Here is a 13,439-nt window from a genome sequence, read left to right as displayed (position 1 = left end):
TCTTCTCCGTTAGATTCCCATCATGGCCCGCAGCACCTTTTTATCGGTGGCGCCGCCGGCGAAATCATCGAATGCCTTTTCCGTGACCCGGATGATGTGGTGCTGGATGAACGGCGCGCCTTCGGCCGCACCATCCTCCGGATGCTTCAGGCAGCACTCCCATTCCAGCACTGCCCAGGAATCATAGCCGTATTGGGTGAGCTTGGAGAAGATGCCGCCGAAATCCACCTGACCGTCGCCGAGCGAACGGAAGCGGCCGGCGCGGTTGATCCAGCCCTGGTAGCCGGAATAGACGCCTTGCCGCCCGGTCGGGTTGAACTCGGCGTCCTTGACGTGAAACGCCTTGATGCGCTCGTGATAGATGTCGATGAATTCGAGATAGTCGAGCTGCTGCAGCAGGAAGTGCGACGGATCATAGTTGATGTTGCAGCGCTTGTGGCCGCCAACCGCATCGAGGAACATCTCGAAAGTCGCGCCGTCGAACACGTCCTCGCCGGGATGGATTTCGTAGCCGACATCGACGCCATTGTCCTCATAGACGTCGAGGATCGGCTTCCAGCGTTTGCCGAGTTCCGCGAATGCCTCCTCGATCAGCCCGGCCGGCCGCTGCGGCCACGGATAAAGGTAGGGGAAGGCCAGCGCGCCGGAGAAAGTCACCGAGGCGTTCAGCCCGAGATTGCGCGACGCCTTGGCGCCGAATTTCATCTGTTCGACCGCCCATTTCTGCCGGGCCTTCGGATTGTTGTGCACCGAAAACGGCGCGAAGCCGTCGAACTGTGCGTCATAGGCCGGATGCACCGCCACCAATTGTCCCTGCAGATGCGTCGACAATTCGGTAATCTCGACCCCCGCCTCGGCGCAGATGCCCTTCACCTCGTCGCAATAGGTCTTGGAAGACGCCGCCTTCTTGAGGTCGAACAGTCTGGCATCCCAGGTCGGGATCTGCACGCCCTTGTAGCCCAGGCCTGCCGCCCATTTGGTGATCGACGGCAGCGAATTGAACGGCGCGGCATCGCCCGCGAACTGCGCCAGGAAAAGTCCAGGCCCCTTCATCGTCGACGGCATTTTCATCCTCCCCTTCTCGGACCAACCATAGCGCCGATTGAACGCAGAGCCAGCCTCTTTGTCTTTCCAATCATGCGCATGCACCTATCGTCATTCTGGTATTACCAAATATGGGACTTTGGTCAAGCCACCGAACCCGGCGGCGCAAGACCGAGCACCATCGAAAATCGACCATATACGTCAATATAATCAAACAGCTAAACCACATGAAAAGTTGTCGCCCTGCGGTTCTTGCCGTTCCGGTAAAATTACGCTAGACCTCAAAAGAGGCCCAATTGGTCGAACCAGTTTGTTAAAAAAGAGCTGGAACGCGTTGGGGAGGAACCGTGCGTTGTCTTCGGCAGCGCATGTTGCAGGCGAACCGTTAAAGACGAATTGGGAAGGACTGACCATGCATCTTTCGACGCACAACTGGATGCGCGCGGAACCATTGGAGACGACGCTCAAGCGCATCAAGAAATTCGGCTATGAGTCGATCGAGATCTCCGGCGAGCCCGAGCAATACAAGACCAAGGAGACGCGGGCGCTGCTCAAGGAGCATGGCATCCGCTGCTGGGGCGCGGTGACGTTGATGCTGGGCGAGCGCAATCTTGCCGCCAGGAACCAGGGTCAGCGCGAGCGCTCCGTGCAATATGTCAAGGACGTGCTGACGATGGTCAGCGAGCTCGACGGCGAGATCATCACGCTGGTGCCCGCCACCGTCGGCAAGGTGGTGCCGGACGGCACCGAGGAAGAGGAATGGAAGTGGGTTGTCGACGCGACCCGCGAATGCTTCACGCACGCCAAGAAGGTCGGCGTCAAGATCGCCGTCGAACCGCTGAACCGCTTCGAGACCTACCTGTTCAACAGAGGCGCCCAGGCGCTGGCGCTGGCCGATGCGGTCAGCCCTGAATGCGGCGTCTGCCTCGATGCCTACCATATCCACATGGAAGAGTTTAACGTCCATGACGCGATCCGCCAGGTCGGCAAGCGCCTGTTCGACTTCCACGTCGCCGACAACAACCGCTTCGCCGCCGGCCTTGGCCAGATCGACTGGCCGAAGATCGTCGCGACCCTGCGGGAGGTCGGTTATGACGGCGCGCTGACCAACGAGTTCGTCGCCCCGGTCGACCGCACGCCGGCCGCGCCCTATCCCGACATGGTCGAGCGCCACCCGGTCGACATCTCGCCCGAACAGCTGAAGTTCATCCAGGATCACGGCTCCAGCGTGCTGACCGAGAAATTCTACACCGACCAGATGCGCATCACCGCCGAAACGCTGCTGCCGCTGATCAAGTAGTCTGTTCAACGATAGGAAATGCGCCCTTCCGCCAAGCCAGCGGCCGGGCCGGGGAAGAACATGCGCATCAAGACCGTCCAAGCCTGGTGGGTCCGCATACCGATCGAAGCGGCACAGCAACACCGCAGCGACTTCGGGCAGGTCACGACCTTCGACGCCGCCATCCTGCGCATCGAGACCGACGATGGGCTGGTCGGCTGGGGCGAAGGCAAGAATGCCGCCGGCAGCGCCGGCAGCTATGGCGCCCTCGTCCACATGCTGAACCACGAGGTCGGGCCGCAGCTGATCGGCCGCGATCCCGCCGACATCGGCGTGATCTGGGAGATGCTCTACAACGGCGTGCGCCACGACAGCGCGGCGCGTGCCGGCCACGCTATGCCGCAACTGGCACGGCGCGGCATGAGCGTTGCCGCCATCAGCGCCGTCGACATTGCGCTTTGGGACATCCTGGGCAAATCCTTGGGAGTCCCGGTCTGGCGGCTGCTCGGCGGCCGCAAACTCGACCGCATGCCCGCCTATGCATCCGGCGGCTGGGCAGCAGCCGACGCCATTGGCGAGCAGCTGAAATCCTATATCGCCAAAGGCGGCTTCCAGGCGCTGAAGATGCGGGTCGGCGCTATGGACGGAGCACCGCATGTTTCCGCCGCGCGTGTGCGCGCCGCGCGGCAGGCGCTCGGTCCCGATGTCGAGCTGATGGTCGACGCCCATGGCACCTACACGGTGGCCGAAGCCAAACGCTTCATCCATCTCGTTGGCGATCTCGACCTTGCATGGTTCGAGGAGCCGATCATCGCCGACGACAAGCCGGGCATGGCCGAAGTCCGCGCCTCCGGCGCCGTTCCGATCGCAACCGGTGAAAGCGAGGCCACGCGCTACGCTTTCCGGGATCTGGCCGTGCTCAAGGCTGCCGATATCTTCCAGCCCGATCCGGCCTTCTGCGGCGGCATCAGCGAGGCGATGAAGATCGGCACCATCGCCAGCGCCTTCAACCTGCGTTTTGCACCGCATCTTTGGGCGGGAGCGCCCTGCTTCTTTGCCGGACTTCATATCTGCGCCGCATCGCCGGCGAGTTTTACCGTCGAATATTCGCTCGGCGCCAACCCGATGATTCACGATCTTGTTGAAGAGACTGTCGAAGCAAGGGACGGTATGATAGCCGTCCCTGAAAAGCCCGGATTGGGATTCACCGTCTCCGAGCGATTCCTGGAGGAGCACGCGCAACGCGGGTGACAATGAAAGAAAAAAACCTTCTCGCGGAACTTGCCGCCTATCTGTTTTCCCACTCGGACAAGGAGACGGGCCGCACGCCGTCGGAACGTGAGCTGGCTGAGCATTTCGGCGTCAGCCGCGGCCAGATCCGTGAAACGCTGGCCATCCTCGAAGCCATGCGCATCGTCGAGCGCCGGGCCAAGTCCGGCATCTACATCGACACCAAGCAGGCCAGCGTCGAGGCGATGGCCTTGTTCGCGCGGGCTGGCCTGCCGCTCGATCCGATCCAGATCTATGAGACGGTCGAGCTGCGCAAGATCCATGAGATCAAGGCGGCCGAACTTGCCTGCTCGCGTGCCACCGAGGAGAATTTCGAGCGGCTGCGCGAAATCCTGAAGGCGTCCGAAGACCGCATCGCGGCTGGCGAAGGCCTGGCCAAGGAAGACCGCGAGTTTCACCTCGAGATCGTGCGGGCAACCAAGAACAGCGTCTTTCACAATGTCTGCAGTGTCTACTACATGATGGGCGAACAGCGCCTGCCCGTCTATTTCAACGATCCCGAACGCAGCGTGCGTTCACATGCCGAGCATATCCAGATCTATGAGGCGCTGCTGCGCCGCGATGGCAACCTCGCCCAGGCGCTGATGAGCGCGCATCTGCAGGGTGCCGAGAGCTATTGGAAGGGCCTGATCGAGGGCGGCAAGGCGGCTGCGCCTGCGAGCCCGGCGCTCGAGAAGGCCTGACCGTGGGCCAGACCGTAGCCAGGATCTTGTCGACCCACCCCCTGCACCCGCACGCATCCGCCATGCTGGCCGGCGCCGGTCAGCTTGTCATTGCGTCGGCGCTCGATGCCGGCACCCTGACCAGTGAGGCGAAGGACGCCGACATCGTCATCGTGCGCGCCCACCTGCCACCACAACTTTTCGAGAGTGCCTGGAAGCTGAGAGCGGCGATCCGCCATGGCGCCGGGCTCGACATGATCCCGATGGAAGCAGCGACCGCGGCCGGCGTGCTGGTTGCCAACGTGCCGGCGGTCAATGCGCGATCGGTGGCCGAGCACGTGATGTTCGCGGCCCTGGCCCTGCTTCGGCAGTTCCGCATGGTCGACCGTGATTTGCGCGCAAAAGGCTGGCTCGCCGGCCGCGAGCACGCCAATTCCAACAGCGAGCTTGCCGGCAAGACGATCGGCATCGTCGGGCTCGGCGCCGTCGGGCAGGCGGTCGGCCATATCGCCGCCCATGGTTTCGACCTCAACGTGGTGGCGACGACGCGCAGCATGCAGCCGGCGCCGGACAAGGTCGGCTTCCTGTCGATCGACGCGCTGGTCGAGCAGAGCGACATCATCGTTTTGTGCTGCCCGCTGACGCCGGAGACGCGCGGCCTGATCAGCCGCGAACGCATCGCCCGCATGAAACCGAATGCCTTGCTGATCAACGTCTCGCGCGGCCCTGTCGTGGACGACGACGCGCTGATCGAGGCCTTGCGCAGGGGCCGCATCGGCGGTGCAGCGCTCGATGTGTTTTCGACCCAGCCGCTGCCACTCGGCCACCCTTATTTCGGCTTCGACAATGTCATCATCACCCCGCACATGGCTGGCATTACCGAGGAATCGATGATGCGCATGGGCGTCGGCGCGGCGGGCGAAGCCCTGCTCGTGCTGGCAGGCAAGCTGCCAGTCAACTTGCGCAATCCCGAAGTGCTTGGGCACTACCAGCGGCGGTTTCCTGAGACCGAGTAACGGACGCCTCAATTTTCCCGAATTCGTTGGCGACCTTACCGCCCATGTCGAAAATCGCTGCAATGATTCTCTTGGCCGTCGGCGTCTGCGCAACAACGGTACAGGCCTTTGCCGATGGGCGGGATGGCTACGTGTTCTGCGACAATGGCTTGCGCTGCGTGGCGGCGCCCTGCCCGTCGAACAGCGCGCTCGACCTCACCACCGGCAAGATCATCAAGGGCGTGTCGATCGACATCGCCGGCTTGCCGCAAGAAGACAAGGCGCTCAATCTTTCGGACAAGCTTTACGCCGGCAAGGTCGTTGTTGCCGGCTCCATCGAGAACCGCCCCGAGACGCTCAACGGCAAGCAATCCACCCAGCCCTGGCTGATCGCGACCGGCATCGAGCGCGCCGCCCGGGACAGCGAACGCAGCCACTGCTCGGCGCACTGAAGCTCGGCCTTCCACGGACAGCCGCTCGTCAGCGACCGAGCAAAGCCTCGACTTCCGCCGCAATCCGCAGCAGCTTGTGATCCCCGCCATTGCGCGCCACCAGCATAAGGCCGGCGGGCAGCGCCGTTCCCGGCATCGGCAGCGATATCGCGCAGAGGTCGAACTGGTTGGCGACCTGCGTGTTGCGCAACAGCAGGCCTTCAATGTGGTCGCGCAGTTCCACATCCTCGGCCATCGAAACAATGGTCGGCGCGGTGACCGGCGTCGTCGGCAAGGCCAGCACATCGATGGATGACAGCCGCTCGTCCATGGCGGCGGCCAGCGTGGTACGGCGGCGAAGTGCCCGGATGTAGACGGGAGCCGGCAGCATTGCCGCCCTCGACAAAGGTCCGCTGACATGCGGGTCCACCGGCACTGAAGCGCCGGCCGCCAGCCAGTCGGCATGAACTTCGGCCCCTTCCATCGCGGCGATGGAGCCACGCTTGGTGACTGCTCTCAGATCAGCGATCAGATCGTCGATCGAGAGGTCCGAGACCCCGGCGCCGGCCTGTTCGATCTTGCCGAGACAGTGCGCGAACGCCGCCGCAACCTCGCTTTCAGTGTTTTCGAAAAGCACGCCACGCGGAATGCCAATGCGAAGCCCCGAAAGGGCGATCGACGCCAGCGCGGCCGGCATCTCGCCGGCCATCACCGCATCGGCGGCAGCGCATTGGGCGACGGTTCGGGCAAGCGGCCCGATGGAGTCCAACGTGCCAGACAATGGGAACGCGCCAATCAGCGGCACGCGCCGCGCCGTCGGCTTGAAGCCGACGACGCCATTCAGTGACGCCGGAATGCGTATCGAGCCGCCAGTATCGGAACCGATCGATATTTCGCTCGTCCCCTCGCCGACGGATACGCCTGCACCCGAGGAGGAACCGCCGGGAATACGGCTGGCATCGGCGGCGTTGCCGGGCGTGCCGCAGTGCTGGTTGTCGCCGATGGCGGTGAAGGCGAATTCTGTCATGTTGGTCTTGCCGATGATGACCGCGCCGGCCTGCCGTAGCCGGCTTACGATGGCGGCGTCGCACTGGGCGGGCGCGGCGGTTCTGAGCATCAGCGAGCCGGCCGTGGTCGCCTCGCCGGCGACATCGAACAGATCCTTGATCGAGACAATGGTGCCGTCGAGCGGTCCGAGCGTCACGCCGGCTCGGTTGCGGGCATCGCTGGCATCAGCCGCGGCCCGCGCCGCTTCGGCGTAAAGCTTCGTATAGACTTTCTCATCGGCCACGCGATTGGCAAGACGTGACAGGATGATTTCGAGACGGTCGCGGATTGATTGCATGTCGGTATCGGACTCAGCCAGGATACAACGTCTTTAAAGCAATTCCAGGAAAAGTGTGTAGCGGTTTCCGTCCGGAATTACGGAAAAACAATGACTTAACGCAGCCGGTAGGCCGGCGTGCCTTTGCGCCTGCCAGCAATAGGAAGATTCTGATGCTTTACAAAGGCAGCTGCCACTGCGGCAAGGTTGCGTTCGAGGTCAAAGGCGAATTCGCCAGTGCTCTGCGATGCAATTGCTCGATCTGTTCGCGCAAGGGCGCGCTGCTGTCAGCCGTGCCCCACAAGGCGCTGCTTGTCCTGGCCTGGGGTGATGATCTCGGCAGCTACACCTTCGGCAGCCACGTTATCGCACACCGGTTCTGCCGCACTTGCGGCATTCATCCCTTCGCCGAGGATGTTGGCGAAGGGAATGACAGAAATGCCTATATCAATCTTCATTGCGTTGAGGGGCTGGACCTTGCCGCCATGCCGGTTGTCGACTTCGACGGCCGTTCGGCCTGATACCCCTCAACTGTCGACCCGCTTCGGGCCGAGGAAGAAGACCGTCAGGGCCGCCAGCAACGTCGCCGCTCCACAATAGGCGAAGGCGCTGGCCACACCGGCATGATCGACGAGCAACCCGCCAAAGACGGCGCCCATTGCAATCGCCACCTGGAAGGTCGCGACCATCAGCCCGCCGGCGCTTTCGGCCTGGTCCGGCGCCTCCCGCACCAGCCAGGTCTGCAGCCCGACCGGCACCGCGCCGAAAGCGAAGCCCCAGACAGCAACCGCCGCTGCCGATACCAGCGGCGAAGCACCCAGCACCAGCAACGAGGCGGCTGCCAGCCCGATCAGCAACGGCGCCAGCGCCACGGCTGTCTTCAAGCTGCGTTCGGCCATGAAGCCACCGGCAAGGTTACCGAAGAACCCGCCGATGCCGTAGGCAAGCAGCACCAGCGAGATTGTCTGGATATCAAACGCGGGAACCTTTTCCAGGAACGGGCGCACATAGGTGAAGCCGGCAAAATGTCCCGAAGCAACCAGCAGCACCACCAGCAACGCTACCCTGATCGACGGCCGCTCCAGCACCTCGAGCAAAGTGCGGAAGCTCGCCACACCGATAGGCCGCAACTTCGGAATGGTGGCCACCTGCACCAGCAGCGCCAGCGCGGCGACGACTGTCGCCATCATGAAGGCCGTGCGCCAGCCCCAGATGTCGCCGACATAGGCGCCGACAGGAGCGGCGGTGACGGTGGCCAATGAAACGCCGGTCAGGATGATCGACATGGCACGCGGCATCAGCCGCATCGGCACCAGACGTAGCGCCATCGCCGCCGACATCGCCCAGAAGCCACCCAGTGCTACGCCGAGCACGACGCGGGCAAGCAGAAGCACGGTGAGCGATGAGGCAAAAGTGGCCAGAAGGTTGGACAGGATCAGGAACACAGTCAGCATCCACATCACCAGCCTGCGGTCCATGCGCCTGGTCATGATCGCCATGGTCGGCGCTGCGATCGCAGCGACGATCGCGGTCGCCGTCACCGCTTGTCCGGCCACGCCTTCGCTGACGCCGAGATCGCGCGCCATCGGCGTCAGCAGGCTGGCGGGCAGGAATTCCGCCGTCACCAGGCCAAATACGCCGAGCGCAAGCGAGACCACGGCACCCCATGCCGGCTCGGCTCGCTCATCGGAGTCTTCGGGGTTCAGAAGTGTGGCGTCGATGACGCCTGTAGAGGGGTCGGCCATGGTCAGTCTCCGGTCTGTTCGCAGCGCCACATGGGAAATGACCGGTCGAGGTTTCCCCCCGTTACGTGCCTTGCCATCACGACTTGGCAGTATTGTCCGGCTTCCAGCTTATTTGCACCGCAGCATTTGGCTGCACTGCAACATAGGGAGTGACCCGCTGGAGTTTCCATGCTAGAAACCCCATTATGTTTGACCGTTCGTCCAAAATTCCTGTCACTGGTGATCCGCTAACGGACATATTGCGCGGCTTGCGTCTCGATGGCGTCGAGTATGGCCGCTGCGAACTGAAGGAGCCCTGGGGCATCCAGTTCCCCGCCCATCCCGCCGCCCGGTTTCACTTCATCGGCCGCAAGGGCTGCTGGCTGAAGCAGCCGTCCGACGAATGGGTGGAGCTCAATGCGGGGGATGCATTGCTGCTGCCGCGAGGCGCTGCCCATGTGCTCGCCAGCGAACCCGGAGCGCAGGCCTGGCCAATTCACAGTTACCAGCGCGAAGAGGTCTGCAAGGACGTTTACTGCACGTCGAATGCGGAGATGTGCGACAAGAATTGCCAGCCGGGAACGCTGCTGTTCTGCGCCAGCATGTATTTCAACCTCGATGGCCTGCATCCCCTGCTCGGCATGATGCCGGATGTCATGCGTACACATGAACTGGAAGCCTATGAGCCGGGCATTCCGCATCTGCTGGACTCGATGGCACGCGAAGTGACGATGGAGCGTGTCGGCTCCGGCGGCATTCTGGCGCGGCTTGCCGATGTGCTTGCCGCCACCGTCATCCGCTCATGGGTCGAACGTGGCTGTGGCGACGCGTCGGGCTGGATCGCGGCGGTGCGGGACCGCGAGATCGGGCGCGTGCTGGCCGCCATCCATCTCGAGCCGGACCACGATTGGACGGTCGAATCCCTGGCCCGGATGATGGGCGCCTCGCGCTCGGGCTTTGCCGAGCGTTTCGCCACCATCGTCGGCGAAACGCCGGCAAGATATGTCACGCAGGTCAGGATGCATCAGGCGCGGCAATGGCTGGTTCGCGACCGGATGAAGATTTCCGTCGTTGCCGCACGTCTCGGCTATGAATCGGATGCCGCCTTCAGCCGTGCCTTCAAGCGGGTCATCGGCTCGGCGCCCAGCCACCTCCGCGCCGAGGAACAGGCCGATATCCGGCACGCCAATTGAGTCGATACGGCTCGTGCATGTCGCCCAAAGGTGCATAGCGGTTCTGGGATAACGACATGCATAGAAACAAGGACTGAAGCGGTCCGCTTCACCCGGCGTGACGCAGACTGATGCCGCTGCCCTTGTCGAACAGCACCACCTTGTCGGGGTTCCAGGCAAAGCGCACGGGCTGCTCGATCGCCACGTCGGTCCTCGCCGGCACCGTGGCGCGTAGCGTCGTGTCGCCGACGCGCAAGGTCAGGATCTTCTCGACGCCATGGTTCTCGACATCGTGGACGCGCGCCTCTACCGGCGCACCGCTCTCGAGATAGACATCCTCCGGTCGGATGCCGAAGACGAGTGGGCGACCGTCGGTCGCCACACTCGCCTTGGCTCCCCCCGATAGCGGCAGCTCGAAATTCATCGGCGTCATCACCGCGCGGCCGTTCACAAGCTTGCCGTCGATGAGGTTCATCGGCGGCGAGCCGACGAAGCTCGCCACATAGGTGTCGCGCGGATTGTTGTAGATCTCGTGCGGCGTGCCGGTCTGGACGATGCGGCCATGGTTGAGCACGCCGACCTTGTCGCCCATGGACATCGCCTCGATCTGGTCGTGGGTGACGAACAGGAAGGTGGCGCCGAGCTGGATCTGCAGGTTCTTCAACTCGGTGCGCAGCGCCTCGCGCAACTTGGCATCCAACGCCGACAACGGCTCGTCCATCAGGAACACGCGCGGCTTGCGCACGATGGCGCGCCCGATCGAGACGCGCTGCATCTCGCCGCCTGACAGCCGGTCGGTCTTGCGGTCGAGCAGATGCTCGATGCGCAGCGTACGGGCGGCGCGGTCGACGCGATCCTTGATCTCGGAGTCTGGTAGCCGGCGGATTTTCGGCTTCAGCGGGAATTCGAGGTTTTCACGCACCGTATAGCGCGGATAGAGCGAGTACTGTTGCAGCACCAGCGCCACGTCGCGCTCGGCCGCACTCCAGTCGGCGACATCGACGCCGTCGATGAACACCTGGCCTTCCGTCGGCTTTTCCAGGCCAGCGATGAGGCGCAATGTGGTGGTCTTGCCGGCGCCGGTCTCGCCCAGCAGGACGAAGAACTCGCCATCGGCAATGTCGAGGTTGAGCCCGGTCAGCGCCGTGTGGTTGCCGAATTTTTTCGAAATGTTCTTGAGCTGGATATGGGCCATGACTCAGCGCGCCTCCGCTCGGCGTTGGAAAATGCTGCAAAACGCCATCACAGTTTCACACCAAGTGACTTGCCACTTGCGGTGTCGAAGAAATGCGCTTGCGTCGGATCGATCCTGGCAAAAACCTTCTCGCCGGGGCCGGAGATGAAACCGCTCCTGGTGCGCGCGCGCAGCGTCTTGGACCCGACCTTGAGGTCGACGATATCGAACGACCCGAGCGGCTCGACGATCTGCGTCTCGACGGCCATGAACCCTTCGCTCGCATCACGCCGTAGGAGGACGCCCTCGGGCCGGATGCCGAGCGCGAGCTTGCCGCCGGCATGGCCGTTGAGCTTCGACAGCAGCGCGCGCGGGAATTCGAAACCGGCGGCGGCACCGCCCACGGTGACCGAGGCGGAGGAAGCCTTCTCAGCCACCGCCGCGTCGGCGACGTTCATGACCGGGCTGCCGACAAACTGCGCGACGAACAGATTGGCCGGGCGCGAATAGACCTCATCGGGCGTACCGATCTGCTGCAGCACGCCCTCATGCATGACGACGATGCGGTCGGCGAGGCTCATCGCCTCTATCTGGTCGTGCGTGACGTAGATGGTGGTCGAGCCCTGCTTGATATGCAGCCGCTTGATCTCGGCCCGCATCTCCTCGCGCAGCTTGGCGTCGAGCGCGCCGATTGGCTCGTCCATCAGCATCGCCTTTGGCCGCCGCACCAGCGCCCGGCCGATGGCCACGCGCTGCATGTCGCCGCCAGAAAGCGCCGAGGGCTTCTTGGCAAGCAGCTCGGTGATCTGCAGCGTCTTGGCGACCGAGCGCACTTCCTGGTCGATCTCGGCCCGGCTCTTGCGCGTCGCCTTCAGCGGAAAGGCGATGTTCTGGTAGACGCTCATATGCGGGTAGAGCGAGAACGACTGGAAGACCATGGCAATGTCGCGGGCAGCGGCCTTCAGGTGCTGCACCGGCTTGCCGTCGATGAGGATATCGCCCTCGTCGATCGTCTCCAGCCCGGCGATGGCCCTGAGCGTCGTCGTCTTGCCGCAGCCGGACTGGCCGAGCAGCACGATGAACTCATTGTCGGCGATCCTCAGGTTGAGGTCCTTGATGACCTGGACGGCGCCAAAGAATTTCTGCACGCCCCGGAGTTCTATCTGGGTCAATGCTGTGCTCCCGGATTTCGCACCTGGCCGGTGGCCGCACTTTCCTCCGGCGCGATCTTCGAGGTGACGTTGAAGCCGATCAGGCCGATGAGGATGATGGTCAGGCCGTAGCTGTGCAGCAGCATGCTCCAGGGCTGGCAGAGCGCGATGATACCCAGCACCATCAGCACCTGGCTGCCGGGCTCGAGATATTTCTGGTTGATGGCGCGAAAGCTCATTTGCGGATCGCTCCAAAGGACATGCCGCGCAAAAGATGGTTGCGGAGCAGGAAGGTGAAGATCGCGACCGGCAGCAGGAACAGGAAGGTTCCGGCAGCTATCACTGTCCAATCGGTAAGGCCTGAGCCGACCTGGCTGGGAATGAAGGGCGGCGCGGTCTGGGCGCGGCGATTGGTCATGATCAGCGCGAAGGCATATTCGTTCCACGCCGTGATGAAGCAGAAGACAGCAGTAGCGGCGATGCCGGTGGCGGCCTCGGGCAACACGATCTTGAAGAAGGCCTGCATGCGCGTGTAGCCGTCGACGAGCGCGGCCTCTTCATACTCCTTGGGAATCTCGTCGATGAAGCCCTTCATCAGCCAGACGGAGAAGGATAGGTTGAAGGCCGTGTAGAGGATGATCAGGCCGATATGCGTGTCATTCAGCCCGACAGCGCGATACATCAGGTACATCGGTATCGCGACCACCACGGGTGGCAACATACGCGTCGACAGGATGAAGAAGAGCAGGTCCGCTTCACCCTTCACCTTGAAGCGAGAGAAACCGTAGGCCGTGAGCGTGCCCATGCCGACGGCAAACAGCGTGCTGCTGATAGCGATGATCAGGCTGTTCGCAAAACGATCGGGGTATGGCGACAATTGCGGGCTGTCGCCGACTTTCAAGATGCGCTCGCCGCCATCGTAAACCGCCTTCTCCCACCACGGTGCCGCGGCGTAGGTCTCGGGGTCGACCGGTTTGGTCTGCTGCACGCGCTTGGTGAACAGCTTGACGAATGGTGTTAGCTCCGGCTGGAACAGTACGGTCGGCGGCACTGTGGTGGCGAGTGCGCGTGGTTTGAAAGCGGTCGAGGCTATCCAGTAGATCGGCGCGAGAAAGATAACCATCACGACCAGGACCGCGACAATGGCGATACGGTTGAACGCTATCTCGCCGCTGGTGCGAACTGCGGCCATC

14 protein-coding genes are annotated in these 13,439 nt (G+C 63.1%); 7 read left to right on the top strand and 7 right to left on the bottom strand.

What is annotated here, in order from left to right; all coding sequences use genetic code 11:
• Positions 1–9: 9 nt before the first annotated feature.
• Positions 10–1,065, bottom strand: a complete 1,056-nt coding sequence (locus ABVQ20_RS24785; protein WP_354462298.1) for a sugar phosphate isomerase/epimerase family protein — start codon at positions 1,063–1,065, stop codon at positions 10–12.
• Between the two features lie 391 nt (positions 1,066–1,456).
• Between ABVQ20_RS24785 and ABVQ20_RS24780 the strand changes: the two genes are divergently transcribed.
• The 5 genes from ABVQ20_RS24780 (at position 1,457) to ABVQ20_RS24760 (ending at position 5,722) form a co-directional block, all read left to right on the top strand.
• Complete coding sequence (locus ABVQ20_RS24780) at positions 1,457–2,344, top strand: sugar phosphate isomerase/epimerase family protein (RefSeq protein ID WP_352867701.1); 888 nt, start codon at positions 1,457–1,459, stop codon at positions 2,342–2,344.
• 60 nt (positions 2,345–2,404) lie between these two features.
• Complete coding sequence (locus ABVQ20_RS24775; protein ID WP_354462297.1) at positions 2,405–3,574, top strand: mandelate racemase/muconate lactonizing enzyme family protein; 1,170 nt, start codon at positions 2,405–2,407, stop codon at positions 3,572–3,574.
• Positions 3,575–3,576: 2 nt separating this feature from the next.
• A complete protein-coding gene (locus ABVQ20_RS24770) occupies positions 3,577–4,296 on the top strand; it encodes a FadR/GntR family transcriptional regulator (RefSeq protein ID WP_354462296.1) in 720 nt (239 codons plus the stop codon).
• Positions 4,297–4,298: 2 nt separating this feature from the next.
• Positions 4,299–5,291, top strand: coding sequence for a hydroxyacid dehydrogenase (locus ABVQ20_RS24765; RefSeq protein WP_354462295.1), 993 nt, complete (start codon positions 4,299–4,301; stop codon positions 5,289–5,291).
• Positions 5,292–5,353: 62 nt separating this feature from the next.
• Positions 5,354–5,722: a hypothetical protein gene (locus tag ABVQ20_RS24760; RefSeq protein WP_354462294.1), complete on the top strand. Its 369-nt coding sequence runs from the start codon at positions 5,354–5,356 to the stop codon at positions 5,720–5,722.
• Positions 5,723–5,750: 28 nt separating this feature from the next.
• Here the strand turns inward: ABVQ20_RS24760 and ABVQ20_RS24755 are convergent, their stop codons facing one another.
• Positions 5,751–7,046 (bottom strand): amidase, encoded by a 1,296-nt coding sequence (locus ABVQ20_RS24755; RefSeq protein ID WP_354462293.1) that lies wholly within the window; start codon positions 7,044–7,046, stop codon positions 5,751–5,753.
• Between the two features lie 152 nt (positions 7,047–7,198).
• Here ABVQ20_RS24755 and ABVQ20_RS24750 point away from each other — a divergent pair, with 152 nt between their 5' ends.
• A complete protein-coding gene (locus ABVQ20_RS24750; protein WP_354462292.1) occupies positions 7,199–7,546 on the top strand; it encodes a GFA family protein in 348 nt (115 codons plus the stop codon).
• Between the two features lie 6 nt (positions 7,547–7,552).
• Here the strand turns inward: ABVQ20_RS24750 and ABVQ20_RS24745 are convergent, their stop codons facing one another.
• Positions 7,553–8,770 carry an MFS transporter gene (locus tag ABVQ20_RS24745; RefSeq protein WP_354462291.1) on the bottom strand — a complete coding sequence of 406 codons (1,218 nt, stop codon included), beginning with the start codon at positions 8,768–8,770 and terminating at the stop codon, positions 7,553–7,555.
• Positions 8,771–8,955: 185 nt separating this feature from the next.
• Between ABVQ20_RS24745 and ABVQ20_RS24740 the strand changes: the two genes are divergently transcribed.
• A complete protein-coding gene (locus ABVQ20_RS24740; RefSeq protein WP_354462290.1) occupies positions 8,956–9,942 on the top strand; it encodes an AraC family transcriptional regulator in 987 nt (328 codons plus the stop codon).
• Positions 9,943–10,030: 88 nt separating this feature from the next.
• Here the strand turns inward: ABVQ20_RS24740 and ABVQ20_RS24735 are convergent, their stop codons facing one another.
• From ABVQ20_RS24735 to ABVQ20_RS24720, 4 genes are read right to left on the bottom strand one after another with little or no spacing between them, the layout of a single operon-like run.
• The gene (locus ABVQ20_RS24735; RefSeq protein ID WP_354462289.1) at positions 10,031–11,116 is read right to left on the bottom strand and encodes an ABC transporter ATP-binding protein; all 1,086 of its coding nucleotides are present in this window, start codon (positions 11,114–11,116) and stop codon (positions 10,031–10,033) included.
• 47 nt (positions 11,117–11,163) lie between these two features.
• Positions 11,164–12,267 carry an ABC transporter ATP-binding protein gene (locus ABVQ20_RS24730; RefSeq protein ID WP_354462288.1) on the bottom strand — a complete coding sequence of 368 codons (1,104 nt, stop codon included), beginning with the start codon at positions 12,265–12,267 and terminating at the stop codon, positions 11,164–11,166.
• A complete protein-coding gene (locus tag ABVQ20_RS24725) occupies positions 12,264–12,485 on the bottom strand; it encodes a hypothetical protein (protein ID WP_354462287.1) in 222 nt (73 codons plus the stop codon). The genes ABVQ20_RS24730 and ABVQ20_RS24725 overlap by 4 nt, the downstream gene beginning before the upstream one ends.
• Entirely contained in the window at positions 12,482–13,438 is a 957-nt protein-coding gene (locus ABVQ20_RS24720) for a carbohydrate ABC transporter permease (RefSeq protein WP_354462286.1), read from the bottom strand. The genes ABVQ20_RS24725 and ABVQ20_RS24720 overlap by 4 nt, the downstream gene beginning before the upstream one ends.
• Position 13,439 lies beyond the last annotated feature (1 nt).

This window comes from Mesorhizobium shangrilense (assembly GCF_040537815.1).
Classification (GTDB): Bacteria; Pseudomonadota; Alphaproteobacteria; order Rhizobiales; family Rhizobiaceae; genus Mesorhizobium; species Mesorhizobium shangrilense.
The sequence above is the reverse complement of the archived record's forward strand: the minus strand, read 5'-3'. Positions and strand labels throughout refer to the sequence as shown.